Here is a 24,483-nt window from a genome sequence, read left to right on the forward strand (position 1 = left end):
AAACTATTTTTATGTTTTTTTTTATTCTGAATATCAAGTGTTTGTATGTTTTTTTAATTCTTTTTGAAAAATTCATGCAAGATTTTCTAAAAGGCGGGTTTATATAAATGAGTACTCAAAGTAAAAATAAGTGTTTAATACAACAAATTTAAAAAATGAAAAAATTCATAGTACTTAAAGCTTTTATGGCTTTGTTGATTGGTTTTGTAAGTCTTAGTTTAGTTTCGTGTAATAATGATAATGGACCAGATATTCCGCCCGTGAAACTACAGGATGTTATAGGAAACTATAGAGCTAAACTGATAACAAGTCAGGGAAATATAAAGGCAGAGGCAGCAGTTAATTTCACTGCAAAAAAAGATACTATTAAGTTCACTGATCTTCCTATAAAAGAAATCGTGAAATCGGTAGTTAAGGATCCTGTAAAAGCTGAAGCGGCATTAACTGCAATAGGGAAAGTTAAATATAACCTTAATTATACTGCAACCATAAATACCAATTATAATGTGTTGGAATTGGCTTTTACTCCCAAAGTACTGACTATTCAGATTCCTGTGGATGGAACCATTAAAAATACAGTAGTGACATTTACAGCCAAAGAAAAAGGCTTCTATGTAAGACAGGATGATGGGATGAAGTTTGGTTTGGTAGCAGAAAAGATAACAGTAGATGGAGTTGTATTAACGCCGTATGAGGTTATTAAGTATGATTTTCCATATTGCTTAAAATATTAGATAATAGTAGAGTTAGTTAAAAATAGGTTGCGCTTTGCAATGATGCAACCTATTTTTGTATTAAGATTAAATTGATCATTAAACCAGGGTGTCAGTGTAACATAATCAATGGAGGCAAATAAGGAGCAGATTTTAGTAGACCGTCTTCTGTTAAAGGAAGAAGCTGCATGGAAGGAGCTTTTCGGAGCTTATTCCGGAAACCTCTCGTATGTGTGCTCCCGCTATATCATCAGTAAAGATGATGTCCATGATGTATTACAAAATAGTTTTATTAAAATGTTTCGCTCGATAAATTCATTCGAGTACCGTGGAAATGGTTCTCTAAAAGCATGGATAACCAGGATTGTTGTTAATGAATCATTAAAGCATATCAGACAATATTCTGACTTTAAAATAGTAACGGATGATTTTGAAATTCCTGATATAACCGAAGAAGCGGAACCTAATCTGGAGGAAGTACCGCAAGAAGTTATTATGGAAATGATTCGCTCTCTTCCGGATGGTTACAGAACTGTTTTTAATCTGTATGTGTTTGAAAATAAAAGTCATAAACAAATTGCGGAATTACTGGGAATAGCAGAAAATTCTTCGGCTTCGCAATTTCATAGAGCTAAAGGCATGCTTGTTCAGAAAATTAAGGAGTATAAAATGTTAACAAAGGCGCAATATGAATAATCAATGGTTAAACGAGCTGCGCAGGAAGATGGAAGATCATACAAGTGATGTTCCGGATGAATTATGGAATGATATAAAGGATGAATTATCCTTTGAAGAGGAGAAAAATACTGTTGTAGGCTTTCCTACTGAGGGAAGTCGTTCAGATGAAGAGGAAAATCAAGTTCCAGCCAAAAAGATTAAACCTTTGGTATACAGAGTTGCCGGAATTGCAGCTGCAATTGCATTATTTTTTATCATAGGAAAACAGCTGCTTAAGGTAGATAATGAAAAAGAAGTAGCACCAAAAATGACCTATTCTCCTGAACAGAGAAATAAAATAAAGCAGGATCATTTATCCAATAATGGAACGATTCCTGTGAATAGAAATGGAAATGTCAATATTGATCATGATGTTTCAAATAAAATTGGATCACATGAATTGGCCTCTTTAACAGGAAATATTTTTCAAAACAGTCTATATCAGAATTTGGGAAGAAATCCGGATATGGGTTATAATAAGGAAACAACAGATACAAGTCTGTTACCTTATTTGTTAGGACAATCAGGCACTATAATACAGAAACAAATTCCTCATATTGAAGATAATGGCTCCATTAATCGCAGAGATGAGATCAACGAACTTATTTCTGAAACAGATCTGGAAATGCAAAACCAATCCATGGCGAGCACAGCAAAACTGAAAAAGCAAAGGGCGAATAGATCATGGATGCTAAGTATGTTAACGGGAAAAGCTTCTTCTGAATCTCAGCAGTTCCCCGGATATGCAACAATGAGTGGTCAGCCTTTGAGCATCAGTGAGATGTGGAGTGCCTCAGCATATGATAATGATCCATTTGTTGGTGTTTTATTAGCTAACCAAAACAAAAATGTAGAGGCAACATTGAGACATAAGGTACCATTGAATTTAGGAATTTCTTTATATTATAACTTAGGAAAAAGATGGGGTATAGGGACAGGACTAAATTATACCAAATTATCATCTGAGCTTCACTCCGGCAGTCAGTCTAATTTCGTGAAAAGTGAACAGACGGTTCATTATATTGGGATTCCGGTACAGGTAAATTATAATGTAATACAGAAAGGAAGATTTACAGGATACATTACCGGTGGTGCTCTTGTTGAAAAATCTGTTGCTGGAAACTTTACAACGAAATATGTGGTAGATAATGTTGTCAATGAAGAGACAAAAGAAGATTTACCCAGCCAGCCAGTACAGGTTTCATTAAATACTGCTTTGGGGGTACAATTGAAACTTGTCGATAAAATTGGAGTCTATGCAGAGCCTGGTGTTGGCTATCATTTCAAAGATAATAGTTCCCTGAACACCATTTATAAGGAGAAACCTTTAAACTTAAATATCAAATTTGGTATCAGGATATTACTGGATTAATTTCTTAATACTGTTATTAAAAATACTAACCAACCATAAAAATTTATATATGAAAACAAAACTAATTTTTTTATCACTGTTCTTATTTTTAAGTATTTTAAGAATAAATGCACAGTGTTCATTTACACCTACCATTACCAGTCCTAGATTAGGAGCTCAATTCCCAAATAAAATTGTGTTTTGTAACACAGAGTCTGAAATACTTTCAACACAAAATTATGGTAGTTACCAATGGTACAAACAGATGTGGACATGGCAGTCCCCAAATACAAATCCTTGGGTTCCTATTTCTGGGGCTAATTCCCAAAACCTGACAATCAATGGAGCTAATGATATGCTTTATAATTTTAAGGTGGAAGTTACCCTTAATGATTGTACAGCACAAAGTGCGGAAGTTATGGCAGATGGATATGCATATGCTCTTCCAGCTATGATGACCACTCTGACTCCGGGAACTTATGAAGATTTAGGAGGTGGAGAATACAATGTTTGTAATGGTGCATCAGTACAATTTGACGATGCATTCCCAGTACTATACGGAGCCCATACCTGGTACAAATGTGCGCCAAGTAATATACCACCGGTTCCGGGAGACCCTTGTATCATAACAGGAGTAACAGGAGATACTTATATTGCAACGGGATCAGGTGAATATGGTTATTATGCATGTACGGCGTACTGTCCGGATCAATGTGAATTCCTGGGTTTAGGTTCTTTTGTGAAATTGAATTTTGGAAACTGGAGTTTTTGTAATCTGGGAACTGATGAAACAGGACCAAAGAAAACGAATGATTTAACAATATATCCTAATCCAGCGGCACAGTTTGTATTTATTGGAAAAGATTCCGATAAAGTATATAAGGAGGTTTCCATTATTGATGCTTCAGGAAGGCTTGTTCTACAAAAAAAGAATCATACCTATAATCAACCTATTGATGTAAGCGGATTGGCTGTTGGAACGTATATTATTGTTTCTAAGGATTCAAAAGATCAAACGTATAAAAATAAATTCATTAAAAAGTAAAACTGGGTGCCCCCTTATAACTCAGTTAGTTTTTTCAGTAATTGTGGAGTCGGTGTAGAATTTTTTCTGCACCGACATTTTTTTTAAAGAATACGGCTGACATGATCAGTGTATTTGAGATCAATATTATTACAATATTGACTGATAGTTATTTATTCAGGAAAAATTAAATTATATTTACTTTAAAACACACACAAATGTTGATCAAAATTTATGGAAGCGCAATTCATGGAGTTGCAGCTCAGACTATTACTATTGAGGTAAATGTCGATACAGGAGGCGTTGGCTATCATTTGGTGGGGCTTCCCGATAATGCTATTAAAGAAAGCAGTTACAGAATCTCGGCAGCCTTAAAAAATGTAGGATTAAAAATTCCGGGAAAGAAAATCACAATTAATATGGCTCCTGCAGATCTTCGAAAGGAAGGTTCTGCCTATGATTTAAGTATAGCTATAGGGATTTTAGTTGCTTCAGATCAAATTCTTGCTGAAAATATTCAAGATTACATTATCATGGGAGAGCTTTCATTGGATGGAAGTTTACATCCTATAAAAGGGGTTTTACCCATTGCTATTCAGGCTCGCGAGGAAGGCTTTAAAGGAATTATTCTACCCAAACAAAATACCCGGGAAGCAGCAGTAGTAGAAGGTCTCGATGTGTACGGAGCTGATAATATTAAAGAAGTAATTGATTTCTTTAACGAAGGAATACCTATTGAAAAGGTTGTTTTAGATATAAAAAAAGAATTCCAGGAAAAGGTTAATCAATTTCCATTTGATTTTTCAGAAGTAAAGGGGCAGGAGACTGCAAAAAGAGCTATGGAAGTTGCAGCAGCAGGAGGACATAATATTATTTTAATTGGTCCACCGGGAAGTGGAAAAACAATGTTAGCAAAAAGAGTTCCAAGTATTTTACCACCACTAACTTTAAAGGAGGCTTTAGAAACAACAAAGATTCATTCTGTTGCTGGGAAAATTGGAACAGAGACTTCTCTAATGACCATTCGCCCCTTCAGATCACCCCATCATACCATATCAGATGTTGCTTTAGTGGGTGGTGGAAGTTATCCTCAGCCTGGCGAAATTTCTCTGGCTCACAATGGTGTTCTATTTCTTGATGAAATGCCTGAGTTCAAACGGACAGTTCTCGAAGTCATGCGACAGCCCCTGGAAGATAGGGAAGTAACGATTTCAAGGGCTAGATTTACCGTCAATTATCCAGCAAGTTTTATGCTGATCGCTTCAATGAATCCAAGTCCTAGCGGATATTTTCCAGATGATCCCAATAATACCTCGAGCATTATGGAGATGCAACGATACATGAACAAATTATCAGGCCCTCTTTTAGATCGTATTGATATCCACATTGAAATTCAAAAGGTTGAATTCGACCAGCTAACAAAAAAAAGGAGTGGTGAAAGAAGTGAAGATATCAGAAAAAGGGTTTTAAAAGCCCGTGAAATACAGCAAGAAAGATATGAGGGTTTAGAAATCAGTTGTAATGCCCAGATTGGTCCTCGGCAAATCGAACAATTTTGTGCATTAGATGGGGTTTCATTTTCCTTAATAAAATTAGCAATGGATAAATTAAATCTTTCTGCAAGAGCCTATGACAGAATTTTAAAAGTAGCCAGAACAATTGCAGATCTTGAGGAATCTGAAAATATTTTGTCACAGCATATCTCCGAAGCGATACAATATAGAAGCCTGGACAGAGAATTTTGGAATGCCTGATATAGATTGACGAAAAAATCTTAAAACCTAAAAGAAATAAAACCCAAGATTGAAACTACAAGAAGAGCTTAAGGGAAGAGTTTATTCATATTTTTAATAGTTTTTTTCTTCAATAGGTAAACAGAATAATTGATCCTTTTTTATAATTGTAACATCATCAAAATAAAAATTTGCCTGTACATTTTCTGTTTCAGCTATTTTATTGCCTTCTTTGTTTTTACATACTAGGGTAAAAGAATTCTGATGAGTTCTTGTAAAATACCATATTTGAAACTCGGGATTTAAATCTATTTGCTGATCCAATATCAGATCCAATAACCACAAACAATCTTCATAATTTGTTAAATCATAAATTCCTTCTGTAAATTTATATCCATCTTTGTAATCATGTAGGTCTTGCGGAACTGAATAAACATCGTATAAATCGTTGGCAAAATTTCTACGGCTACTGTTTCTGTTAGTCATGATCTTTGTTTTTAAAGCTGAAGGAGATTTATATTTACGAAAAGTTTCTGGAGTCTTGAAATTATTGTAATAGGCACTTGTAGGTTCTGTGAAATTTTTCATATTTAAATATTTATGTTAATTTTGTTTTATTACCTTTGCACAAATATAGTCAAAATTTAGACTAATTTAAATATAAATGGACAAAATAACAACCATAAAGGAGAGGATACTATTTTATCTGGAAGAAAAAAGTATTAAAAAGGAGTCTTTTTATAGAGAAACTGGAATGTCTGCTTCTAATTTCAAAGGAGCAGGACTAAAGAGCGACTTGGGAATTGATAAGGTTGTTAAAGTACTTTCCGTATATCCGGAATTAAATAACCACTTACATTGGTTGATAAAAGGGGAAGGTGTTTTAGATTTAAATGCTGTGGAGGAAGAGGAACAAAAAAAAGATCCCCAATCATCTGGCGATCTTTTATATAGTGAAAATTTTAATGAAGGAATTGGAGATTTACTGGCAAATATCTATGCCCAGTACAATACTCAAGATAAAAGTTTACTCTTCATACAAAATCAAATATCGAAAATGGAGAAGAAATTAGATGCTGCTATTATAAAACAAGGTAAGTATTTAGAAAAAATTCTATCCCAGGTTCAAGATAAAGCAGATTCAAAGTAAGTTTAATTCTTATTTACAATGATCTTTTCTTTATTAGAAATCAATGTTTTTGTAGGAGCATTTAAAATGAGATACCCGAGTTCATCGGTGAAAATTTCCAAATCCTGCATTGTACCAATAAATCCATTATTGATCTCCTTTTTTACTAAACTCATTTTCTTTAAGTATTGCTCCTCAGATAAGATTTCATGAATATAATCTTCCCAAAGTTTATCACTAAGAGCAACAAGAATCTTTAAACTTTCTCTGTGATTACTCATTTTTAGTGATGTCATTTCGTTTAAATAGTATGGAAGAAAATCTTTCTAATGTACTATTATTAAATTTATCAATTACACTTATTTCTCGATAGTAATTATCTAATCGATATATCAGATAAACGATTAAGGCAATAATTACAACAATTGCAATGTCTGCATATCCCGATATAATATTCTTATTAAAAAATATGAATTTAATATACGTTGCTAGGTGAAAATATCCAGAAACGAAAACAGCATAGAATGTATATCGATGAGCTTTAAATAATCCTCCTAGCGCAAGAAGTATAATGCACGATGGGATTGATAAAAAGTAAATAGCCGAATCAAGATCCAAACGCCTTTCACCAGCATTATTTGCTAACTGGACATTCACGTCGGTAAAATAACCAACGATGTTGTTCAGAAATGGTAAAATTGCTGATATCAGCACAAAAGCTGACATAACAATCTGGATAGTGAGCTTACCTAGGCCTATCCGGTTTCGTTGGGTCGATTGTTTCGTTTGCTGCTGGTTCATTTATTGCTGGTGGATTAGTTGGAATTTCTGATGCTCTCACTGAGTCGGTAATAACTTTTACCGTCTTTAATCTTTTCATATCTGATTTGATACTCTTGGATTGTTGTGTGGTCATTTCATCATCATTTCTATCCGCGCAAGCTACCAAAAGAGATATCAAAATAATTCCTGACAAAATTAATTTTAGATTCATAACAATATATATTTTTTTACAACATAAAGATAAGAGATAAAACTTAAATTTATGTTAAAAAAAATAAGGTAATGTTTTTCATCTTTTAATAGTAATTAAAATTAACAAATTATCTAAAAACCTTATATCACTACGCGATGAATTCAAAAGTAGTGAATATATTTTTATATGCTACTATTTTTTAGTAAAATTTTCATTTCAAAGCACATAACTTTGTTTTTATTTTACTAATTAAGCCTTACTTTGGAAAAAAAGTTCTTAAAAGAAGCTTTTGATCTTATTTGGAGACTTACCTAGCTATAGGTGCATTTTTTCAAAAAAAATAAAATTATAAAGGATATGAGTAACAAAGAGATCTTAGAAAAAGCAAATTTGGCCATTACAAAAGGAGATTATGAAGGGTTTTTGGCATTCTGTGCTGATGATACGAAATGGACTTTTGTTGGTGAACAGATCTTACAAGGAAAGGAGGAGGTCAGGCAATATATGGCAACAACATATATAGAGCCCCCTAAGTTTAGAGTTGAAAAACTAATAGGTGAGGGTGATTTTGTAACAGCAGTTGGTAAAATAAGTATGAAAAACAAAGGGGGAAAGATCATCAACTACTCTTATTGTGATGTTTGGAGATTTCACAACGGTAAAATGATTGAATTGGAGGCTTTTGTTATTGAGAGTTAGTTGCGGATACCAATTGAAATTCTGAAATGATATTCTTTACAGATTGTAATAGTGTGATAAGGTTAGTTAAACCCCTTTTTTCCCATCCATAATCATCTGAATCATTTTTGTTTTTCTATTTTCCCGTGTTTCCTGTTTTTTGGCTTCTTCAATCCATCTTATATATTCCTTTCTATGAGTGTAACTCATTTTATCAAATAAGTCTTTTGCTTTGGGGTTTTCATTAAAAACAACAACAATATCATTTGCAATTTCAACAGTTCTTTCTTCCTTATCCTCAATGAGAGATACGAAAACCTCATCGCCAAAAGTTTTATTCAGTTGTTTTCTGATCTCCTGGGTTAATCCTAAAACATGACAAGCAGATTTCATTTTAGAAAGACTTCCACGATATTCAACATTGCCATCGAAAGTAGCCTTGATTTTAACCTGTCCTTTTTTCCCAAATATTTTCTCAGTGGAAAAAGGGAATTCGACAAACGCAGCATTTATTTCGCCATTTTGTCTGATAATAGCTGAAAATTTAATAGAGCTCATGTAAATCGATTTATAGTCAAAAATAAGAAATTTCGAATATTTTTCAAGATTTAATATGAGAGTATTTTAATAGTGTAAGAATGTTTTGTGTATTTTATTGTTTTTAGTTTAATTAAATGTAAATATTTTTATTTAATCAATTGAAAATTCGTAAATTGTTTTGATATTAAAAAAAATGGAATGAAAAAAATTTTACTTTCTCTAACGTTAATTTCAGCATTATATAATGCTCAAGTTACTAGTTTTCCTTGGTTGGAAACATTTGAAACTGATTCGTCAACTTCTTCTTTATGGACTAAAATTTATGAGTCCGGAACGAAAGAATGGACGAATGTGCAAACTGCATATGCCGGATATACCACTGGAGCTTACCAAGGTTCTTATATGGCACAATTTGATATTACTTCATTTGATGGCGATACAACAAAGTATGTGAGTCCTGTATTGGATTTGTCGTCGACAGCTAGCCCTACCTTGGAATTTTATTATAGAAATAGAGATTGGGGTGGAGATCAGAATGAGCTTAAAGTATATTACAGAACATCTTCTTCAGCTGCTTGGATCTTGATAAGTACGTACAATTCCAGTGTAAGTTCATGGACTACATCCGGAGTATTACCATTACCTTCACCATCTGCAACTTATCAGATTGCTCTAGAGGGAGTGGCGATGTATGGATATTCTATTACTGTAGATAATGTAACGGTGAACGCCTCAGCATTATCCACATCTGAAGTGAATCATAAAAAAGATTTATTCAGAGTATTTCCGAATCCTACATCCGATTTCGTAAATATTACGTCGGCATCAAAAATTTCGGAAATCTCAATAATCGATTTTAGTGGAAAGAACATTAAAAACCTAAAAGCAGATAATACAGAAGTTCGTGTTTCTGTACAGGACTTACCATCTGGAAATTATATTGTTAAAGTTAAGAGTTCAGATGGAACTGCCGGTTCTCAGAAGTTTATAAAAAAATAATATAAAGCGCAGCAAAGTAACCTTTATATTATTCATTATAATTAAAACTAAAATAAAACCCCGTGAAAAAGTTTCACGGGGTTTTAAAATGTATCTTAAGAAAAGATTACCTTTTCTTTTTAGTCGTTTTTTCATGCTCTGCTTTAGCAGGACGAGTTTTAGTGTCAGCAGGAGTGTTTTCACTTCTTACTAATTTTAATTCGTCAATTAGCCTTCTTGCGCCAGCATATTTATCAATAGTCCAAAGCACGAAACGTACATCAACGTTGATTGTTTTTTGCCATTCCTGTTCAAAAACAATATCACCGCTTAGCGCTTCACTGTTTCCGTCAAACGCGATACCAATAAGATTACCCTCACCGTCAATTACCGGAGAACCAGAATTCCCACCTGTAATATCATTGTTAGAAAGGAAGTTTACAGGCATATAACCTGCTGCATCTGCATATTGACCGAAATCTTTCATATTGTAAAGATCAATCACTCTTTGTGGAAGATCGAATTCTTCATCTCCTTTTTTGTATTTACCAACAAGACCAGTCATATCAGTGTAATAGTTGTCCGTAACACCAAAATAATTTCTATCTGTTCTGATCGGTAATTTATCTACTGTTCCATACGTTAATCTCATTGTAGAGTTAGCATCCGGATAGAATTTTTTCTCAGGCATTGCTTTCATTAAACCCGCTAAGAATAAACGGTTGTTTCTAGCAAAGTTATCATCTATTTTAGAGAACTTTTCAGAAGATAATCTCTGATCAGTAGCAACACCGTTAGCAATTTTTAAAAGTGGATCTGCATCAAGTTTCAAACGGTCTGGGTTTAAGATAAAGTTTGTTACTGAAGCTTTATTAGCAAAAATAGATGAATAGGCTACATTTGAAAGATTCTTAGAGTCTAATCCCATAATAGTAGCAGAAGCAACATCCTTATCTACTCTTGACTGGTAAAGACCAACCATTGAGTTTAGCATTTCTCCTTCCAATTTAGTATTGAAGTTTTCATAAGCAGCTTTTACAGAAGCTTCCACTTTTGCTTTCATTGCTAATCTTCCCTGCATGTCTTGTTCTGCATAAGATTTAAGAACAGAACCTACCTGATAAGCAAGACTGATATATTTTGCATTTCTGGAAAGTTGAGAAGCATAATTTCTTTCAACATTTCTGTTAGAAACTTGCTTGTAGTAAATAGAAATATCATCTAATACTCCATCATATTCAGTGTTTCCAGCTTGTAGAGCCCATTTGCCGAAATTGTCTTCAATTTTTTGTTTGTCAGAAATTGTTCCGTTCTTAATAACAGCATCAATGGTTCCTTGTCTGTTTTTCCAGTAGTTAGCTACTGAAGCATACTGAGAAGCATAGTTAAGCTGCGTGGCTTTATCTTTATCCATATACTTCTTCATTACATCCATTGCCAGTTTTGATGCTTCCACCCAAGCTGGATAATCTTTGTTTACCATCTGTTGGATACCGTAAGACGTTAAATAACGGTTTGTTCTTCCCGGATATCCTAAGATCATAGAGAAATCTCCAGGCTTAATTCCTTTAAGAGAAACCGGTAAAAAATGTTTAGGTTTTAGTGGAGTATTGCTTGGAGAATATTCTGCCGGATTTCCTGCAGCATCAGCATATACTCTGAAAACGGTAAAATCCGCTGTATGTCTAGGCCATTCCCAGTTATCTGTATCACCACCAAATTTACCTAATGATGAAGGTGGAGCACCAACCAATCTGATGTCTTTGTAATCTTGATAAACGAAATAGTAGAATTCATTTCCGTTAAAGAAATCTCTTACTACCACAGTATATTTTCCGTTTTCGGAGTTTTCAGACTGGATTGCTTTAGTTTCAGCATCGATCACAGCTTTTCTCTCTTCACCGGTCATATTGTTATTTAGCTTGGAGTTGATTCTTTGAGAAACATCATCCATTCTAACTAAAAATCTAACGTATAGGTCTTTTGCGTTAAATTCGTCTTTTTGCTTCATTGCCCAGAAACCATTTTTTAAATAATCTTTTTCTGGAGTAGAAGCTGCTGCCACAGCACCGTAACCACAATGGTGGTTCGTAAAAATAAGTCCTTTATCAGAAACAATCTCTCCAGTACAAAATCCACCAAAGCTTACGATGGCATCCTTTAAACTTGAATTGTTTACAGAATAAATTTCTTCAGGAGTTAAATGCAAACCTTCTTTTTGCATATCAACACCATTTAATCTTTTGATGAGCATTAACAGCCACATACCCTCATCCGCTCTCATCTGGACAAAGCCCAATAAAAAAGTGAATAGTAGAAATAGTCTTTTCATTTTATAAAATAATTTTGTGTCGCTAATTTACTAATTTTTACGATATTCTGCCCGTGAATGGTATGAAAATGGAAGGATTGTTTTTATGAAAAAAATATTAGTATTGCTTTTAGGCATTTCGTTTTTGGGAATAACTTTAAATTGTTCTTCAGTGCCGGAAAAAAATCCATCACTTCAAAGAGAATGGATGATGGTGTCCTTTGGGAATTTCAGTAAAGAAATGATGGTTAAAAATAAGGCAGGTATTAATTTAACCTCTAAAATAGAAGATGGAAAGATAAAGGGAGGAGCTTTTATGGGATGTAATAAGATGTTTTTTACAACAGAGATTAAAAGCAAGGGTAAAATTAAGTTTTCAGGGCTTGGAAGCACCATGATGGCTTGCCAGGATATGAAGTTAGAAGAAGCTTTTTCAAGAAGTATTGAAAAGGTCACCCATTATTCTGTTGAAGGACATTTTCTCACCTTATCGGATGATAAAGGGGAGGTGATGAAATTTGTAGCTTCTGATTGGGATTAAATACCCATTAATTTGTTAAAATATAAAAAAGTCCGCTACTATGCGGACTTTCTTTTGTTGAAAAAACTTTCTTTTGTTATTAGTTTTTAGGAATAGTTTTTTTTATTTCCTGCAAAGTTGCAGTGTTGGGTAATCCCATAACGGGTATATTTGTGTTCCTAGAATTATTTGCCTTGCGTGACTGTCTGTTGGGTATTGTTGCCAGAACCTCATCAAATGTGGCTGTATTGAACAGTTGTTTACCTGAATTGCCTGCCGGAGTCTTCGCTTTTGAATCTTGTTTTTTAACCTCAAGACCCTGATCTGATGCTAGACCACTTTGTACAGGTTTTTTGCTTGCACTTTGTTGAGTTTCTTTCAAAAGCTGGGCTTCATGTTCTTTTGCATTTTTTAATACCAGTGTCTGATCCTGCGTTTCCGAGGTTTTCGTTTCCTGAGCATAAGTACTAACACTTAATAGTAGAAATGCGGTAATATATATAGATTTCATAGTTTTTTATTTAATATTTACAAGTACTTTTATTTTTCCGATTTCATTCTGATTGTAGTCCTGAAGTGCTTTTCCAATTACCTGTCCTACTTTTACTTTTTTAATATTAGCCTTCATAGCAACACCTGGTTTTGATGAGGTAACTAAAAGATCTCCTCTTTTTATTGCGCCACCATCCAAGCAGACTTTCGTAGGAATTACACCGATAACACCCATGGGAACTTTATCAGAAATATCAGCATCTATATGTTCTTCGGTGAGTAGTACACCTGGTCTGGTAGCATAAACACCAGCAACCAGATTAGAATATGGTTTTGAAGATTTTTCTACAGTTCGGTCTGAGTTTGTTGAGATCGTTAAAACATCACCGGTTTCATAATCTGAAATATTTCCTTCTACATCGAAAACCTCAGCTAAATCCGCTCCTCCAGTTTGTGTTCCACCATTGAAAAATCCTCTTCCTGCTTTATTGATACGGGCTACATTAACGGAGGCACTTTGATATACGGAAATATTACCTGATGGTCCCTGATGATTAACAAGCAAGGCGGAGCCAGTGCCTGTAGTGGTTACATGTACCACTGGTTGGCCATTAGCATTATTGAAGTTGGCAAAGCGACCAGCTTTACCGGTACCAAAATTGGGAATAAAGCCTGAGATGGCATTGCCTGTTCCGTCACACGATGCTTCAATACCGTCGCCAGTACCTCCTGCATTGGCGGTAATGCCATTTCCATTGCCTTCCGTAAGGGCTAACACAGCCGGACCATTCCCGCCAGCATTGGAGGAATAGAATAAACCACCGTATCCCCCGGTGCCTGATGAAAGACCATAGACGCCAGCAGTACCAAAGTTGGCAAATATAGAGTTCACTTCTCCTTTCACAGCTGGTGAAGTACCTGTAGTGCGATTTACCATAAAGTTACCTGCAATCCCATTCCCGACGGTTTTTACAGTTATTACATCATTTTCATTGTCTTCATTAAAAATCTCAAACCTTCCGGCCCGTCCTGTTGCGAAAGTTGGAACCCATGCATATAAGGCATTCCCATTTCCATCAATATTGGTTTCAACACCATTACCGTCTTTACCTGCATTAGCGGTTATTGCATTTCCATTGCCGTCGGTTATTGCAACTAAGGCACGTCCGTTTCCTGCAACATTGGAAGCATAGAAAAGGCCTCCAAAACCACCCGTTCCCGAAGCTATACCAAAAATACCTGCAGCTCCGAAGTTGCCAAATATTGTATTTACTTCAGCTCTAACAGCTGCTGCCACACTATTCGTGTTATTGACAAGGAATGATGATGCATTTCCCTCAGTATTGTCAGGAATATTTCCATTTCCATTGGTTTCTACTTCAAGTGTATTAACGAGATTGGTTTGATTCACGTTTTCGAATCGTCCTGCTCGTCCGGTGCTGGTATTAAGCCCTACTTGACCAAAGACGCCAACTCCTGTTCCCGTAGTGTTTGTAGAGATAAATCCTCTTACGCCATATCCACCACCATCATTTCTTCCGACCACTGCTCCGGCGATATCACTGGTTGTTCTCCCCACAACAGCTTCTCCATTTCCGTTATTGTCTCCAATAATACCTGCAGAAACCTGTTGGCTGGTTATGCCATGTACGGCAAATCCGCTTCCTGTGGTACTTAAGATTCCGGCACCGCTTCCAGAAGAAGAAACATTCACTACTGTTCCATTTCCTAAAGTTGAAACATTAAGAGCGTTATTGTTATTGGCATTATTTAATAAAGCAATATTAGCGGCGATCCCATTGTTACTTGTTGCATTAAGACCTGTTCCTGTATTGCTGTTTGCATATACACCATATCCGGCTCCTGATGAGTTTCCATAAACCCCTAAACCATTAGGAGTAACTCCGTATACTCCCCATCCGCTTCCGTTTTGACTGCCCCAGACACCAACTCCCAAACCACCTGTTCCGTTATTGATTCCGCGAACTCCTGATGAAAACCCTCCAGGAGAAGTGCTGCTCACAATACCCCTCACTGAAGCAATACTTGAAGTCGTTGTATTGTTGATTCCTTCAACTGAAGTGCCGTCACCATCATTTGTCAGTGAAAAAAGGGTAGCTGGGTTATTAACAGTTGCCGTATAAGGAAGGGTGAAGTTTCCACCACCCCCGCCTGCTGACTTTGCATACATAGCATATGGAACGCTAAGTAGCTGACTGGTTCCTGTTATTGTGTAGCTTGTTCCTCCAAGAGGATCCGTTTCTGTTTTTAAATAATAATTTCCTGTTGACCAGTTAATAGTGGCAAATGTTCCTGTGAGGACTGTTCCCGAACCTATTTCAAGGCTGATAAGGCCGTTTGCATTCGTATTTCCGGTTAATCTTTCGGAATAAACGACCGGTCCTGCTGCAGAACCTTGTAAGACACTCACTCTTATGGCGATGCTTTGATTGACGAGCAGTTGTCCGGAAAGATTCCGCATAACTGCTTGATAGCTCATTTTTTCGGGTACTTGTGCATAGGCTGAAAGACAGCCCAGCATAAGCCCTAGCATAAATAGAATTTTTTTCATGGTGTTATTTTTTTATGATTTTGAACGTTTTGATGTTTTTACCTTCTTGATTTATTCGAATCAGATACATCGCAGAAGGAAGTGAAGAAAAGTTGAATTCAGATTTTGATTGAGTTATCTTATCCTTTTTGATCAATTTACCTTGGGCATCAAATAATTGATAATCTGAGTTTTTGTAACTGTTTACAGTAAAATCCAGATATAAATTGTCTTTGAATGGATTAGGGTAAAGTAAAATGCCGTCTTCTTCGGTTGTTGTTTCATGAGCAGAAAGAGTTGTTACTTCAAAGGCTTGTTGTACACCTTCCATAACTTGTGAGCCACTTCCCTTTGAGAGGTAAGTGATTTGCCCTACACTATAAGAAACAGAGCCGTTACCTCCTGAGACACTCGTTCCCGTAGCCAGAACAGCTGACTGAGCGTGCAGATGTCCGGATACGATAAACAGAATGAAAAAGAAGCCGAAAATAGATGTTCTTTTCATGTGATTTTTTGGTTATTAGTTAATGATAATAAGTAAGAGTTTGTGGAATATTAAAATTACCACATATTTGAGGCTGATATTTGGAAAATAGATAAACGACAGGAAAAATCGACGAATGACCAGTTTATTAAAATAGTTGAGATTGTGGAGTTATTGTTTGATCTCAGCCGGGCATATTGAAAAATGCCAGGTTGTCTTTATAAGTTCTTCCGATTGGAAGTTTGATGTGATTAACGAGTTCTACTTCGTGTGCTGTTTTACTTCGGATGAGGTATTTGGGGACAGCATAACTGCGGTGTATTCTTACAAAAGAATCAAAATAATTTTGGTGAAGAAGATTGCCAATAGAATCCAGAATCCAGTGCTTTTTTTCGGAAGTTATGATTCTGGTGTAATCTTTTAATGCTTCAAGATAAAGGATATCTGTGATTTTTATTTGAAGAATTGTACTTCCTTCTTTTATTTTAATATTATTTTCACCTAGCAAGATATCAAGACACTCACTCTTTTCCTTCATTTCAAGGAAATCAAAGAGCTTTAACATGGATTGATGGAATCGTTCTGTTTTCAGGGGTTTCTTAATGAAATCTAAAATGTCCAGTTCAAAAGCTTCAATAGCGAATTCAGGATGTGAACTTATAAAAATACAGATCGGGATTTTGTGGGCTAGTTTGCTAAATTCCATTCCATTCATACCAGGCAGATTGGTATCAATAAATATAACATCAATAGGAAGGTCAAGGTAGGGAATAGCTTTTTCTGCGGAATCAAGAGAAGCAACAATTTCAATACACTCATATTGATTAATATGATGATGAAGAACCAGTCTGTCCAGTTCATTATTATCAATAACCATACATTTAATATTGGTAATCATGATTCTCTGGATGTTGTTAGTTTTTTAAATTTTAAAGTATTAAAACAATAAAATTGTTCTATAAAGTTATTAAAATAATATAATTTAATGTTGTTTTAAATTAAATTTAACATTAAGATTTTTTATATTTTAAATAAAGTAAGTAGTTTCCAGAGCGAATTATCACTAATAAGATGAATGTAGCTAAAAGTGGAGTTATATAATTGTTATATAATTAAGGATAAGAAAAGAGGGTAGGGCAAGTTATTTAATGTTGTTAATGATCCATTCAAAATTTCTGAATCGAGAATTTTTATCATAAATATTACTTAGGATTATCATGTTGTTGGTTTTATAAAATGCTGCAATATCAGAAAGTTGCTTTCCGATAGTCTCTGGTGTGGCAATGATTATATTTTTTAAACCTTGTTGAAAATCATTTTTGCCTTCTTCTCTCGAAATTTTTTCTTCTACCTCATCTGGATGTAAAAGGGGCGTTGGTGCTAATCCCCGATGTGCCTCTAAAAACTGGTAAACCATTGAATAGGCATTTCTTTTTGCTGTTTCATAGTCTTCAGCTACTGAAACTGAAAGAGCAATTTGTAAACGAGGCGTTGATGTTATAAGGTTAGGTTGAAACTCGTTTTTATAAATGTTAGTGCTTTCATTTCTTTGTTCATTTACTAAAAAATGAGAATATGAATAACCTAGTCCATTTTTTGCTGCTTCTTTTGCTGAATTGTTGCCCGATCCTAACCACCAGACTTCAGGTTTGTGATGAAGATTTTGTGGTTGTGCTATTAAGTCTCCATAACGCTCCTGAGTTGGGGTAATATCCTCGGACAGATATGCGACGATATCCTGTAGTTTTTCACTAATTGTAGTTACAGTTGGAAGTTTATCACCATTCAATGCAAGCGACGACATTTTAAGTCCACCCGGAGCCTTTCCTAATCCTAATATAAAGCGTCCCGGAAAGATAGAAGCCAATAGTTTTGTTATCTCAGATACTTTATAAGCTGAGTAATTGCGAAGCATAATACCAGCAGTACCTACTTTTATATGTTGTGTCTTTCCCAAGATGACGGCAGTTAGAATTTCTGGGCTTGAACTGGCATAAGCCGTTACACCGTGATGTTCTGAAAATAAAATACTTTCATATCCTAATTGTTCTACCCATTGTGCCAATTCAATACTGTTATCGAGAGCTTCCTGAGGGTGTTTTCCGGCAATAACAGGGGATTGTTCCAGGACACTCAGTTTAATCGTTTGTTCTTCCGTCATTTAGATTGGTTTTTAAAAACAATATTTAATCATTCAATATAATAAATAAATTCTTTTGGCTTTTAATAATCATTCACTTAGTGTCATAACTCAAAGGGATCGTTGGTGTTTTTACCAGTTATTTAATTTTAGTGTTTAGAAAATAAAAAACGGGTTAATCTAATTGGTAATTTTCTACAAATCGGTATTATTATAAACTTAAATTAACATTAAAATTTCTCATTGTCCAAAAAATCATTTTGTTTTTTATTCTTAAAAATGTTATCTTGTAAAGCTCACAAACATAGATAGAACTTAATGCTAGAAAAGAAAGAACATAATTACGAGAAAGCAGTTTTAGTAGGTGTTATTACTCAGAATCAGGATGAAGAAAAGCTGGTAGAGTATATGGATGAACTGGAGTTTTTAGCTTTCACGGCAGGAGCCACAGTAGAAAAACGCTTCACTCAAAAATTAACGCAGCCAGATTCCAAGACCTTTATTGGAAGTGGAAAAGCACTTGAAATAAAAGAATACGTAAAAGAAAACGAGATAGGGACTGTAATTTTCGATGATGAACTCTCTCCTTCGCAGCTTAAAAACCTGGAAAGAGAAATGGAAATTAAAATTTTGGACCGTACCAATCTTATTCTTGATATTTTTGCACAACGAGCGCAAACTTCGTATGCAAGAACTCAGGTAGAATTGGCACAATATCAATATCTCTTACCGAGACTGACAAGAATGTGGACCCACTTGGAACGTCAGAAAGGGGGAATAGGAATGAGAGGTCCGGGGGAAACAGAAATTGAGACCGACCGTCGTATTATCCGTGACAGAATTTCATTGTTGAAAGATAAATTAAAGGCCATTGATAAGCAAATGGCTACTCAGCGAAACAATCGTGGGAAAGTAGTTCGTGCCGCTTTGGTGGGGTATACCAATGTTGGAAAATCTACTTTAATGAATGCGCTTTCAAAATCTGAAGTTTTCGCTGAGAATAAATTATTTGCGACTTTAGATACGACAGTGCGAAAGGTTGTTATTGGAAACTTGCCGTTTCTGCTAACCGATACGGTAGGGTTTATCAGAAAACTGCCAACTCAACTGGTAGAATCTTTTAAATCTACATTAGATGAGGTTCGTGAAGCTGACTTGCTTATTCACATCGTGGATATTTCTCACGAAAGTTTTGAAGATCATATAGAATCTGTTAATCATATTTTGATGGAAATCAATGCTCATCAGAAACCAATGATCATGGTTTTCAATAAAATTGATGACTTCAGTTATGAGAAAAAAGATGAGGATGATTTAACGCCAACCACAAAAAAGAATATTTCTCTTGAGGAGTGGAAAAAAACCTGGATGGCAAGATCTAAATATCCTACCGTATTTATTTCTGCTTTAAGTAAAGAAAACTTTCCAGAAATGAAGAAAATGATCTATGATGAGGTAATGAAAATTCATATCTCGAGATTTCCTTATAACGATTTCCTTTTCGAATATTTTGAAAATGATGAGGAGGAAGAAGAAAATAACGATTAATGAAATATTACTTTTTCCTTCTGTTTCTATGTATCTCGATTTCTGGCTTTAGTCAAAAATCCAAGATCGATTTTAAGAGTATTGAAAAGAACCTTAAAAACTCTGAGTCGCCATACAGTTATGATAGACTTATTTTCAAATATAAAGGGATACCAAAATCATTGGATAGCATAGAAGCTCAACATTTGTACTATGGTAGAAATTTTGAAACAAATAAGCTAACTACTTCGGATGAAGATTTTAAGAGTCTGGCCGAAGCGTTTAAGAATAGCAATTTTGATGAGTGTATACGATTAGGAAAGATTTTATATGGTAAAGATCCTACAAATCTTGATGTGTTGTTAATTTTGCTCAGAGCATATGACAACAAAAAAGATATAAGCAATTTTACCCATCATTTGTCACAACTTCGATTGCTTGCTGATGCAATAAAAAATTCCGGGGACGGAAAATCAGAGAAAACAGCCTATAATGTTAACTCTGTGGGTGATGAATATATTTTTCTGAATATTCTAAATCTGGGAGAAGGATATACAAGAAGTTCAAAAACAATGAAGGACGGGGTTATCGACGTATGGGAAAAAGAGAATAACAAAATATATATCAAAGTCCTTTATTTAGGCTTTTAAATTTAAAAATAACTTAGTGGAATTATATTATTCATTTTCGGTGTTAATAGTTTTAGCATCCATATTCGCATATCTCAATTACAGATTTCTTAAGCTTCCGAGCACGATCGGAATTATGGTTATTGCCATTGTGGTTTCAATTTTCCTGGTTTTATTTGGTGAAACCGTATTACCTAGAACCTTTGGGCATCTTCATAAATTAATGAATAGTATTGATTTTACGGAAGTACTGATGGGTGCAATGCTTAATTTTCTTTTGTTCGCCGGAGGAATACATATCAATATCAATGATCTGAAGGAACAATTTAGGCCGGTTCTTATCTTTTCAACAGCAGGAGTTGTTATCTCTACTTTTATAGTAGGTTTCGGAATGTTTTATCTTCTTCCTCTTGTAGGTATCAAACTTCCGTTTATCTATTGTTTGGTTTTCGGAGCCCTTATTTCTCCTACAGATCCGGTAGCAGTTCTCAGTATTTTAAAACAGGCAAAAGTATCAAAGTCTTTGGAAACAAAGGTGGCAGGAGAGTCCCTTTTTAATGATGGGATGGCTGTTGTTGTGTTTACTGTTGTTTTACAGCTGGCTGTTGGGAAAGAAGTGGATTTGGGAGTTGAGAGCATCGGGTTACTATTGATGAAAGAAGCCGGCGGAGGATTATTGCTGGGTGTTTTATTAGGCTGGATCACTTCCCGACTGATGCGTGAAGTGGATGATTATATTATTTCAGTATTAGTTACCCTTTCGGTTGTGATGGGAGGTTACCTTATTGCAAGGCAGATGCATATCTCTGGGCCGCTTACTATGGTAGCTGCAGGATTGTTTATGGGGAATTTTAATGTACGATTCAAAATGAAATCCATTACCCAGGACTACCTTATTAAATTCTGGGAATTAATAGATGAGATATTAAATGCCGTACTATTCCTATTTATTGGTTTTGAGTTACTAATGATCAAAGATTTGAATCATTTTATTATTCCAGGGCTTATTGCAATCCTAGTTGTTTTGATCGCAAGGTTTATTTCTATTTGGGCACCTTCGAAATTTATGTCCTTCAGGACGCGGTTCAGTCCACAGACCATTAAGGTTTTATTTTGGGGTGGAATTCGCGGTGGGGTTTCCATTGCGTTGGCAATGTCTATTCCTAAAAGTGAATACAGTAATATTATTTTAAGCATTACTTATTGTGTAGTGGTATTCTCAATTATTGTTCAGGGGCTTACAATTGCTAAAGTTGCTAATCCTAAGAAGATTGCGAAAGAAGAACTGGAACAAGAAGGTGTTGCTTTAGATGAAACTACCTAATTAGTTGATTACGATGAATAATACAATCAAAGATATACATGAAGCATTAGCTGTTTTATCTATTCCGGAAAAGGCAGCTTTCTTTCCTAAGTTTTTTAAAACAGGAAAAGGTGAATATGGTGAAGGGGATGTATTTTTGGGAGTAAAAGTTCCGGACCAAAGAGTAGTGGCAAAAGAATACTATTCTAAAATTTCTTTAAAAGAACTTGGGGAGCTACTTTCCTCAAAATTTCACGAACATAGATTGACTGCCTTGTTTATGCTGATCAATAAGTTTGAAAAAACAAAAGATCCAAAAAACAAAGAGGAAATTGTAAAGTTTTACCTTGATCATTTACCGTTTGTCAATAACTGGGATCTGGTAGATTCCAGTTGCTATAAAATTTTGGGACGCTATGCTTTTGAAAATAAGAAAGAAAATTTACTTAGAGATCTTTCTAACTCTGATGACATGTGGCATAAAAGAATTGCTGTTGTTGGAACAATGCATTATGTGAAAAAAGGATCGTTTGATTTAACGAAAGAATTTGTAACAAATAATTTAAAGCATTCGCATGATCTGATGCACAAAGCAAATGGATGGCTGCTAAGAGAAATGGGGAATAAAAATGAAGAAGAGTTGATTTCTTATTTGTCGAAATACTATAAAGATATGCCCAGAACATGCCTGAGATATGCGATTGAGAAATTGGATGAAGAAGTACGGCAAGATTATTTAAAAGGAAGGATCTAATGGATTGTTTATTTTGGAAGACCTGTGCCCATTATTTTTTACACCTTATATTTCCTGTTTTTATAGCTTTAATTTTCTATAGAGATAACTGGAAGAAGGTGTATCTTATTCTATTAGCAACGATGCTAGTAGACCTAGATCATCTATTTGCCAATCCTGTTTTTGATCCTACGAGAAATAGTATAGGATTTCATTTCCTGCATTCTTATTATGCCATTACCGTATATTTCGTAATGCTTTTTTTTAAAGGAACAGTCAGAATTATTGGTATCGGACTTTTATTACATATGTTGACCGATTTTCAGGATTTTAACCTATGGTGCCATTAAAATATCATTAATATTTTCTTTTAATAATTTAATTTTCATCGTTTTTTTGTATTTTGTAGACACTTATGAAATTAAAAGAACTTTTACACTATACCTTTATTTTCCCTGTTTTAGCAGTAGGTTACTATTTTTCTGGATTAATGGAAAATGGTGTTGTTTATGAAATTATTGCAGGAATTTTACTCACAGGTAGTGTATTATCAGCTGTTCATCATGCAGAGGTTGTAGCTCACAAAGTAGGAGAACCATTTGGTACTATTATTCTAGCCCTTTGTATTACTATTATTGAAGTCGCATTAATTATTTCGCTGATGGTAGCAGGAGGAAGTGAGGCTATTACATTAGCCAGAGATACTATTTTTGCTGCAGTAATGATTATTCTAAATGGGATCTTAGGAATATGTATTTTAGTAGGTGGAGTGAAATATTATGAGCAGTTTTTTGCAAGAACCTCAGCAACGACATATCTGGTAAGTATTGTTTCAATATTAGTTTTAACATTAATACTCCCTAACTTTACCTCAAGTGTAAACGGGCCATTTTACAACACCGCTCAGCTGATTTTTGTTTCTATTGCGTGTCTGGTTATTTATGGTGTTTTTTTAATGGTTCAGACCGTAAGACACAGGAATTATTTCATTATTACAGGGGATCATCCGGATTCTCATTTTATTCCATCAAGAAGTCAAACTATTGTAAGTTTTGTTTTTCTGGTAATCTGTCTTGTTATTGTTGTTTTAATGGCTAAAGGTCTTTCCGCAACAATTGAAGATATGGTACAAAGTATAGGTGCTCCAAAATCATTAGTAGGAGTAATTATTGCAGGGGTTGTGTTGCTTCCGGAAGGCGTCGCTGCTATTCGTGCAGCAAGAAATAATCAGATACAGTCTAGTGTGAACTTAGCATTGGGATCTGCCTTGGCAAGTATTGGTTTAACGATCCCTGCGGTATCTATTGTTTGTATAATGTATGATATTCCTTTTGTATTGGGACTCGATAAGAAAGATATTATTTTACTTTCTTTATCCGTGTTTATTGTAATGCTTTCTTTAAGTAGAGGAAAAACCAATATTTTATATGGAACAGTTTTACTAGTGAATTTAGCGGCTTATATTTTTACTGTCATAGTTCCTTAATTAAGCTTTCTGGCCATTTCCATTTTGTATGCCATCAGCCTGGCGATATTTTCAGATTTATAGATAGCCATATCAGCATTTTCACCTATAAAGTTTTCTTCAATGGTTCTTTTCCATAATGATAACCATTGGTCAAAATGTTTTTTCTCCATCGCCTGAAGCTCATTAATTGGAAAATGAACAGCCATGGGATTTCCTTTATAACTCATTTGACCAAAAAGAATGCTTTCCCAAAAAGAATACATTTTTGGAAGGTGTTTATCCCAGTCTACTTTGATAATATCCCTGAAGAAAAATCCAATAGTATCGTCTTTAATTACTTTTTTGTAAAATGAATTAACCAACAGTTCAATGTCCTCTCTTGATTCAAGCTTTTTCATATTTCAAAGTTAATTTAAATTCAATTGATGAATTCAATCATCGACTTGATAAATTTCATGAAAACAATATTTTATCTTTGCATGTTGG

At 34.8% G+C, this 24,483-nt stretch carries 27 protein-coding genes; 15 read left to right on the forward strand and 12 right to left on the reverse strand.

The annotated features are described in order from the left end of the window. The first annotated feature begins 155 nt into the window (after positions 1-155). The 5 genes from AC3WRL_RS08060 to AC3WRL_RS08080 all read left to right on the forward strand — a co-directional run bounded on the left by AC3WRL_RS08060 (position 156) and on the right by AC3WRL_RS08080 (position 5,559). On the forward strand, positions 156-734 hold the full coding sequence (locus AC3WRL_RS08060; RefSeq protein WP_214830202.1) for a DUF4840 domain-containing protein: 579 nt from the start codon (positions 156-158) through the stop codon (positions 732-734). 108 nt (positions 735-842) lie between these two features. Continuing rightward, positions 843-1,409 carry an RNA polymerase sigma factor gene (locus AC3WRL_RS08065; RefSeq protein WP_214830204.1) on the forward strand — a complete coding sequence of 189 codons (567 nt, stop codon included), beginning with the start codon at positions 843-845 and terminating at the stop codon, positions 1,407-1,409. Then, on the forward strand, positions 1,402-2,802 hold the full coding sequence (locus tag AC3WRL_RS08070) for a PorT family protein (protein ID WP_261510632.1): 1,401 nt from the start codon (positions 1,402-1,404) through the stop codon (positions 2,800-2,802). The genes AC3WRL_RS08065 and AC3WRL_RS08070 overlap by 8 nt, the downstream gene beginning before the upstream one ends. Positions 2,803-2,851: 49 nt before the next feature. After that, the gene (locus AC3WRL_RS08075) at positions 2,852-3,826 is read left to right on the forward strand and encodes a T9SS type A sorting domain-containing protein (protein WP_261510634.1); all 975 of its coding nucleotides are present in this window, start codon (positions 2,852-2,854) and stop codon (positions 3,824-3,826) included. Positions 3,827-4,023: 197 nt separating this feature from the next. Next, positions 4,024-5,559 carry a YifB family Mg chelatase-like AAA ATPase gene (locus AC3WRL_RS08080; RefSeq protein WP_214830216.1) on the forward strand — a complete coding sequence of 512 codons (1,536 nt, stop codon included), beginning with the start codon at positions 4,024-4,026 and terminating at the stop codon, positions 5,557-5,559. A gap of 93 nt (positions 5,560-5,652) precedes the next feature. Here AC3WRL_RS08080 and AC3WRL_RS08085 read toward each other — a convergent pair whose 3' ends face one another. Further along, a complete protein-coding gene (locus tag AC3WRL_RS08085) occupies positions 5,653-6,126 on the reverse strand; it encodes a DUF6876 family protein (RefSeq protein ID WP_214830218.1) in 474 nt (157 codons plus the stop codon). 76 nt (positions 6,127-6,202) lie between these two features. Here AC3WRL_RS08085 and AC3WRL_RS08090 point away from each other — a divergent pair, with 76 nt between their 5' ends. Next, positions 6,203-6,688 carry a hypothetical protein gene (locus AC3WRL_RS08090; RefSeq protein ID WP_261510638.1) on the forward strand — a complete coding sequence of 162 codons (486 nt, stop codon included), beginning with the start codon at positions 6,203-6,205 and terminating at the stop codon, positions 6,686-6,688. Positions 6,689-6,690: 2 nt separating this feature from the next. On the opposite strand, the gene AC3WRL_RS08095 is transcribed toward AC3WRL_RS08090, so the two are convergent. Genes AC3WRL_RS08095 through AC3WRL_RS08105 form a run of 3 tightly spaced genes read right to left on the reverse strand, consistent with a single transcriptional unit; the run spans position 6,691 to position 7,661 of the window. Beyond that, the gene (locus AC3WRL_RS08095; RefSeq protein ID WP_214830222.1) at positions 6,691-6,948 is read right to left on the reverse strand and encodes a hypothetical protein; all 258 of its coding nucleotides are present in this window, start codon (positions 6,946-6,948) and stop codon (positions 6,691-6,693) included. After that, positions 6,941-7,393 (reverse strand): hypothetical protein, encoded by a 453-nt coding sequence (locus tag AC3WRL_RS08100; RefSeq protein WP_214830224.1) that lies wholly within the window; start codon positions 7,391-7,393, stop codon positions 6,941-6,943. Before AC3WRL_RS08100 ends, AC3WRL_RS08095 begins: the two co-directional genes overlap by 8 nt. Before the next feature lie 19 nt (positions 7,394-7,412). Further along, positions 7,413-7,661: a hypothetical protein gene (locus tag AC3WRL_RS08105; RefSeq protein ID WP_214830226.1), complete on the reverse strand. Its 249-nt coding sequence runs from the start codon at positions 7,659-7,661 to the stop codon at positions 7,413-7,415. 339 nt (positions 7,662-8,000) lie between these two features. On the opposite strand from AC3WRL_RS08105, the gene AC3WRL_RS08110 reads away from it, so the two are divergent. Next, complete coding sequence (locus AC3WRL_RS08110) at positions 8,001-8,342, forward strand: nuclear transport factor 2 family protein (RefSeq protein ID WP_492330069.1); 342 nt, start codon at positions 8,001-8,003, stop codon at positions 8,340-8,342. A 66-nt stretch (positions 8,343-8,408) separates the two neighbouring features. On the opposite strand, the gene AC3WRL_RS08115 is transcribed toward AC3WRL_RS08110, so the two are convergent. Beyond that, positions 8,409-8,879, reverse strand: coding sequence for a YdeI/OmpD-associated family protein (locus AC3WRL_RS08115; protein ID WP_492330070.1), 471 nt, complete (start codon positions 8,877-8,879; stop codon positions 8,409-8,411). Positions 8,880-9,059: 180 nt separating this feature from the next. Here AC3WRL_RS08115 and AC3WRL_RS08120 point away from each other — a divergent pair, with 180 nt between their 5' ends. Next, complete coding sequence (locus AC3WRL_RS08120; protein WP_492330071.1) at positions 9,060-9,860, forward strand: T9SS type A sorting domain-containing protein; 801 nt, start codon at positions 9,060-9,062, stop codon at positions 9,858-9,860. 106 nt (positions 9,861-9,966) lie between these two features. On the opposite strand, the gene AC3WRL_RS08125 is transcribed toward AC3WRL_RS08120, so the two are convergent. Beyond that, entirely contained in the window at positions 9,967-12,171 is a 2,205-nt protein-coding gene (locus tag AC3WRL_RS08125) for a S46 family peptidase (protein ID WP_214830242.1), read from the reverse strand. Positions 12,172-12,256: 85 nt separating this feature from the next. Here AC3WRL_RS08125 and AC3WRL_RS08130 point away from each other — a divergent pair, with 85 nt between their 5' ends. Further along, the gene (locus tag AC3WRL_RS08130; protein WP_492330072.1) at positions 12,257-12,691 is read left to right on the forward strand and encodes an META domain-containing protein; all 435 of its coding nucleotides are present in this window, start codon (positions 12,257-12,259) and stop codon (positions 12,689-12,691) included. Between the two features lie 79 nt (positions 12,692-12,770). Here the strand turns inward: AC3WRL_RS08130 and AC3WRL_RS08135 are convergent, their stop codons facing one another. The 5 genes from AC3WRL_RS08135 to AC3WRL_RS08155 all read right to left on the reverse strand — a co-directional run bounded on the left by AC3WRL_RS08135 (position 12,771) and on the right by AC3WRL_RS08155 (position 18,358). Further along, a complete protein-coding gene (locus AC3WRL_RS08135) occupies positions 12,771-13,181 on the reverse strand; it encodes a hypothetical protein (protein WP_492330073.1) in 411 nt (136 codons plus the stop codon). 6 nt (positions 13,182-13,187) lie between these two features. Then, complete coding sequence (locus AC3WRL_RS08140) at positions 13,188-15,734, reverse strand: beta strand repeat-containing protein (protein ID WP_214830247.1); 2,547 nt, start codon at positions 15,732-15,734, stop codon at positions 13,188-13,190. A 4-nt stretch (positions 15,735-15,738) separates the two neighbouring features. Continuing rightward, positions 15,739-16,218 (reverse strand): T9SS type A sorting domain-containing protein, encoded by a 480-nt coding sequence (locus AC3WRL_RS08145; protein WP_261510653.1) that lies wholly within the window; start codon positions 16,216-16,218, stop codon positions 15,739-15,741. 163 nt (positions 16,219-16,381) lie between these two features. Further along, entirely contained in the window at positions 16,382-17,095 is a 714-nt protein-coding gene (locus AC3WRL_RS08150) for a LytR/AlgR family response regulator transcription factor (protein WP_492330074.1), read from the reverse strand. Between the two features lie 243 nt (positions 17,096-17,338). Beyond that, complete coding sequence (locus AC3WRL_RS08155; protein WP_492330075.1) at positions 17,339-18,358, reverse strand: MsnO8 family LLM class oxidoreductase; 1,020 nt, start codon at positions 18,356-18,358, stop codon at positions 17,339-17,341. Between the two features lie 297 nt (positions 18,359-18,655). Between AC3WRL_RS08155 and hflX the strand changes: the two genes are divergently transcribed. The 6 genes from hflX to AC3WRL_RS08185 all read left to right on the forward strand — a co-directional run bounded on the left by hflX (position 18,656) and on the right by AC3WRL_RS08185 (position 24,015). Beyond that, positions 18,656-19,885, forward strand: a complete 1,230-nt coding sequence (hflX, locus tag AC3WRL_RS08160; RefSeq protein WP_492330076.1) for a GTPase HflX — start codon at positions 18,656-18,658, stop codon at positions 19,883-19,885. Then, positions 19,885-20,514 carry a DUF4919 domain-containing protein gene (locus AC3WRL_RS08165; RefSeq protein WP_214830257.1) on the forward strand — a complete coding sequence of 210 codons (630 nt, stop codon included), beginning with the start codon at positions 19,885-19,887 and terminating at the stop codon, positions 20,512-20,514. Before hflX ends, AC3WRL_RS08165 begins: the two co-directional genes overlap by 1 nt. A 16-nt stretch (positions 20,515-20,530) precedes the next feature. Further along, the gene (locus AC3WRL_RS08170) at positions 20,531-21,817 is read left to right on the forward strand and encodes a cation:proton antiporter (RefSeq protein ID WP_492330077.1); all 1,287 of its coding nucleotides are present in this window, start codon (positions 20,531-20,533) and stop codon (positions 21,815-21,817) included. Between the two features lie 13 nt (positions 21,818-21,830). Then, positions 21,831-22,550 (forward strand): DNA alkylation repair protein, encoded by a 720-nt coding sequence (locus tag AC3WRL_RS08175; RefSeq protein ID WP_492330078.1) that lies wholly within the window; start codon positions 21,831-21,833, stop codon positions 22,548-22,550. Further along, the gene (locus tag AC3WRL_RS08180) at positions 22,550-22,879 is read left to right on the forward strand and encodes a DUF6122 family protein (RefSeq protein WP_261510661.1); all 330 of its coding nucleotides are present in this window, start codon (positions 22,550-22,552) and stop codon (positions 22,877-22,879) included. The genes AC3WRL_RS08175 and AC3WRL_RS08180 overlap by 1 nt, the downstream gene beginning before the upstream one ends. A 65-nt stretch (positions 22,880-22,944) precedes the next feature. Beyond that, entirely contained in the window at positions 22,945-24,015 is a 1,071-nt protein-coding gene (locus AC3WRL_RS08185) for a calcium:cation antiporter (RefSeq protein ID WP_214830266.1), read from the forward strand. Here the strand turns inward: AC3WRL_RS08185 and AC3WRL_RS08190 are convergent. Next, positions 24,012-24,395: a group III truncated hemoglobin gene (locus AC3WRL_RS08190; protein ID WP_214830268.1), complete on the reverse strand. Its 384-nt coding sequence runs from the start codon at positions 24,393-24,395 to the stop codon at positions 24,012-24,014. The two genes, AC3WRL_RS08185 and AC3WRL_RS08190, sit on opposite strands and share 4 nt — an antisense overlap. Positions 24,396-24,483 lie beyond the last annotated feature (88 nt).

The sequence above is a fragment of the Chryseobacterium sp. FW101-FHT12H09 genome (assembly GCF_058790395.1).

What these genes read in the sequence shown, in the direction of transcription:
- AC3WRL_RS08060 (WP_214830202.1), top strand. Translation starts at nt 156, where the DNA reads ATGAAAAAATTCATAGTACTTAAAGCTTTTATGGCTTTGTTGATTGGT.
- AC3WRL_RS08075 (WP_261510634.1), top strand. Translation starts at nt 2,852, where the DNA reads ATGAAAACAAAACTAATTTTTTTATCACTGTTCTTATTTTTAAGTATT.
- AC3WRL_RS08115 (WP_492330070.1), bottom strand. Translation starts at nt 8,879, where the DNA reads ATGAGCTCTATTAAATTTTCAGCTATTATCAGACAAAATGGCGAAATA.
- AC3WRL_RS08095 (WP_214830222.1), bottom strand. Translation starts at nt 6,948, where the DNA reads ATGAGTAATCACAGAGAAAGTTTAAAGATTCTTGTTGCTCTTAGTGAT.
- AC3WRL_RS08145 (WP_261510653.1), bottom strand. Translation starts at nt 16,218, where the DNA reads ATGAAAAGAACATCTATTTTCGGCTTCTTTTTCATTCTGTTTATCGTA.
- AC3WRL_RS08185 (WP_214830266.1), top strand. Translation starts at nt 22,945, where the DNA reads ATGAAATTAAAAGAACTTTTACACTATACCTTTATTTTCCCTGTTTTA.
- AC3WRL_RS08180 (WP_261510661.1), top strand. Translation starts at nt 22,550, where the DNA reads ATGGATTGTTTATTTTGGAAGACCTGTGCCCATTATTTTTTACACCTT.
- AC3WRL_RS08090 (WP_261510638.1), top strand. Translation starts at nt 6,203, where the DNA reads ATGGACAAAATAACAACCATAAAGGAGAGGATACTATTTTATCTGGAA.
- AC3WRL_RS08135 (WP_492330073.1), bottom strand. Translation starts at nt 13,181, where the DNA reads ATGAAATCTATATATATTACCGCATTTCTACTATTAAGTGTTAGTACT.
- AC3WRL_RS08130 (WP_492330072.1), top strand. Translation starts at nt 12,257, where the DNA reads ATGAAAAAAATATTAGTATTGCTTTTAGGCATTTCGTTTTTGGGAATA.
- AC3WRL_RS08190 (WP_214830268.1), bottom strand. Translation starts at nt 24,395, where the DNA reads ATGAAAAAGCTTGAATCAAGAGAGGACATTGAACTGTTGGTTAATTCA.
- AC3WRL_RS08080 (WP_214830216.1), top strand. Translation starts at nt 4,024, where the DNA reads ATGTTGATCAAAATTTATGGAAGCGCAATTCATGGAGTTGCAGCTCAG.
- AC3WRL_RS08105 (WP_214830226.1), bottom strand. Translation starts at nt 7,661, where the DNA reads ATGAATCTAAAATTAATTTTGTCAGGAATTATTTTGATATCTCTTTTG.
- AC3WRL_RS08140 (WP_214830247.1), bottom strand. Translation starts at nt 15,734, where the DNA reads ATGAAAAAAATTCTATTTATGCTAGGGCTTATGCTGGGCTGTCTTTCA.
- AC3WRL_RS08070 (WP_261510632.1), top strand. Translation starts at nt 1,402, where the DNA reads ATGAATAATCAATGGTTAAACGAGCTGCGCAGGAAGATGGAAGATCAT.
- AC3WRL_RS08110 (WP_492330069.1), top strand. Translation starts at nt 8,001, where the DNA reads ATGAGTAACAAAGAGATCTTAGAAAAAGCAAATTTGGCCATTACAAAA.
- AC3WRL_RS08085 (WP_214830218.1), bottom strand. Translation starts at nt 6,126, where the DNA reads ATGAAAAATTTCACAGAACCTACAAGTGCCTATTACAATAATTTCAAG.
- hflX (WP_492330076.1), top strand. Translation starts at nt 18,656, where the DNA reads ATGCTAGAAAAGAAAGAACATAATTACGAGAAAGCAGTTTTAGTAGGT.
- AC3WRL_RS08155 (WP_492330075.1), bottom strand. Translation starts at nt 18,358, where the DNA reads ATGACGGAAGAACAAACGATTAAACTGAGTGTCCTGGAACAATCCCCT.
- AC3WRL_RS08175 (WP_492330078.1), top strand. Translation starts at nt 21,831, where the DNA reads ATGAATAATACAATCAAAGATATACATGAAGCATTAGCTGTTTTATCT.
- AC3WRL_RS08100 (WP_214830224.1), bottom strand. Translation starts at nt 7,393, where the DNA reads ATGTCAGCTTTTGTGCTGATATCAGCAATTTTACCATTTCTGAACAAC.
- AC3WRL_RS08120 (WP_492330071.1), top strand. Translation starts at nt 9,060, where the DNA reads ATGAAAAAAATTTTACTTTCTCTAACGTTAATTTCAGCATTATATAAT.
- AC3WRL_RS08065 (WP_214830204.1), top strand. Translation starts at nt 843, where the DNA reads ATGGAGGCAAATAAGGAGCAGATTTTAGTAGACCGTCTTCTGTTAAAG.
- AC3WRL_RS08150 (WP_492330074.1), bottom strand. Translation starts at nt 17,095, where the DNA reads ATGATTACCAATATTAAATGTATGGTTATTGATAATAATGAACTGGAC.
- AC3WRL_RS08165 (WP_214830257.1), top strand. Translation starts at nt 19,885, where the DNA reads ATGAAATATTACTTTTTCCTTCTGTTTCTATGTATCTCGATTTCTGGC.
- AC3WRL_RS08125 (WP_214830242.1), bottom strand. Translation starts at nt 12,171, where the DNA reads ATGAAAAGACTATTTCTACTATTCACTTTTTTATTGGGCTTTGTCCAG.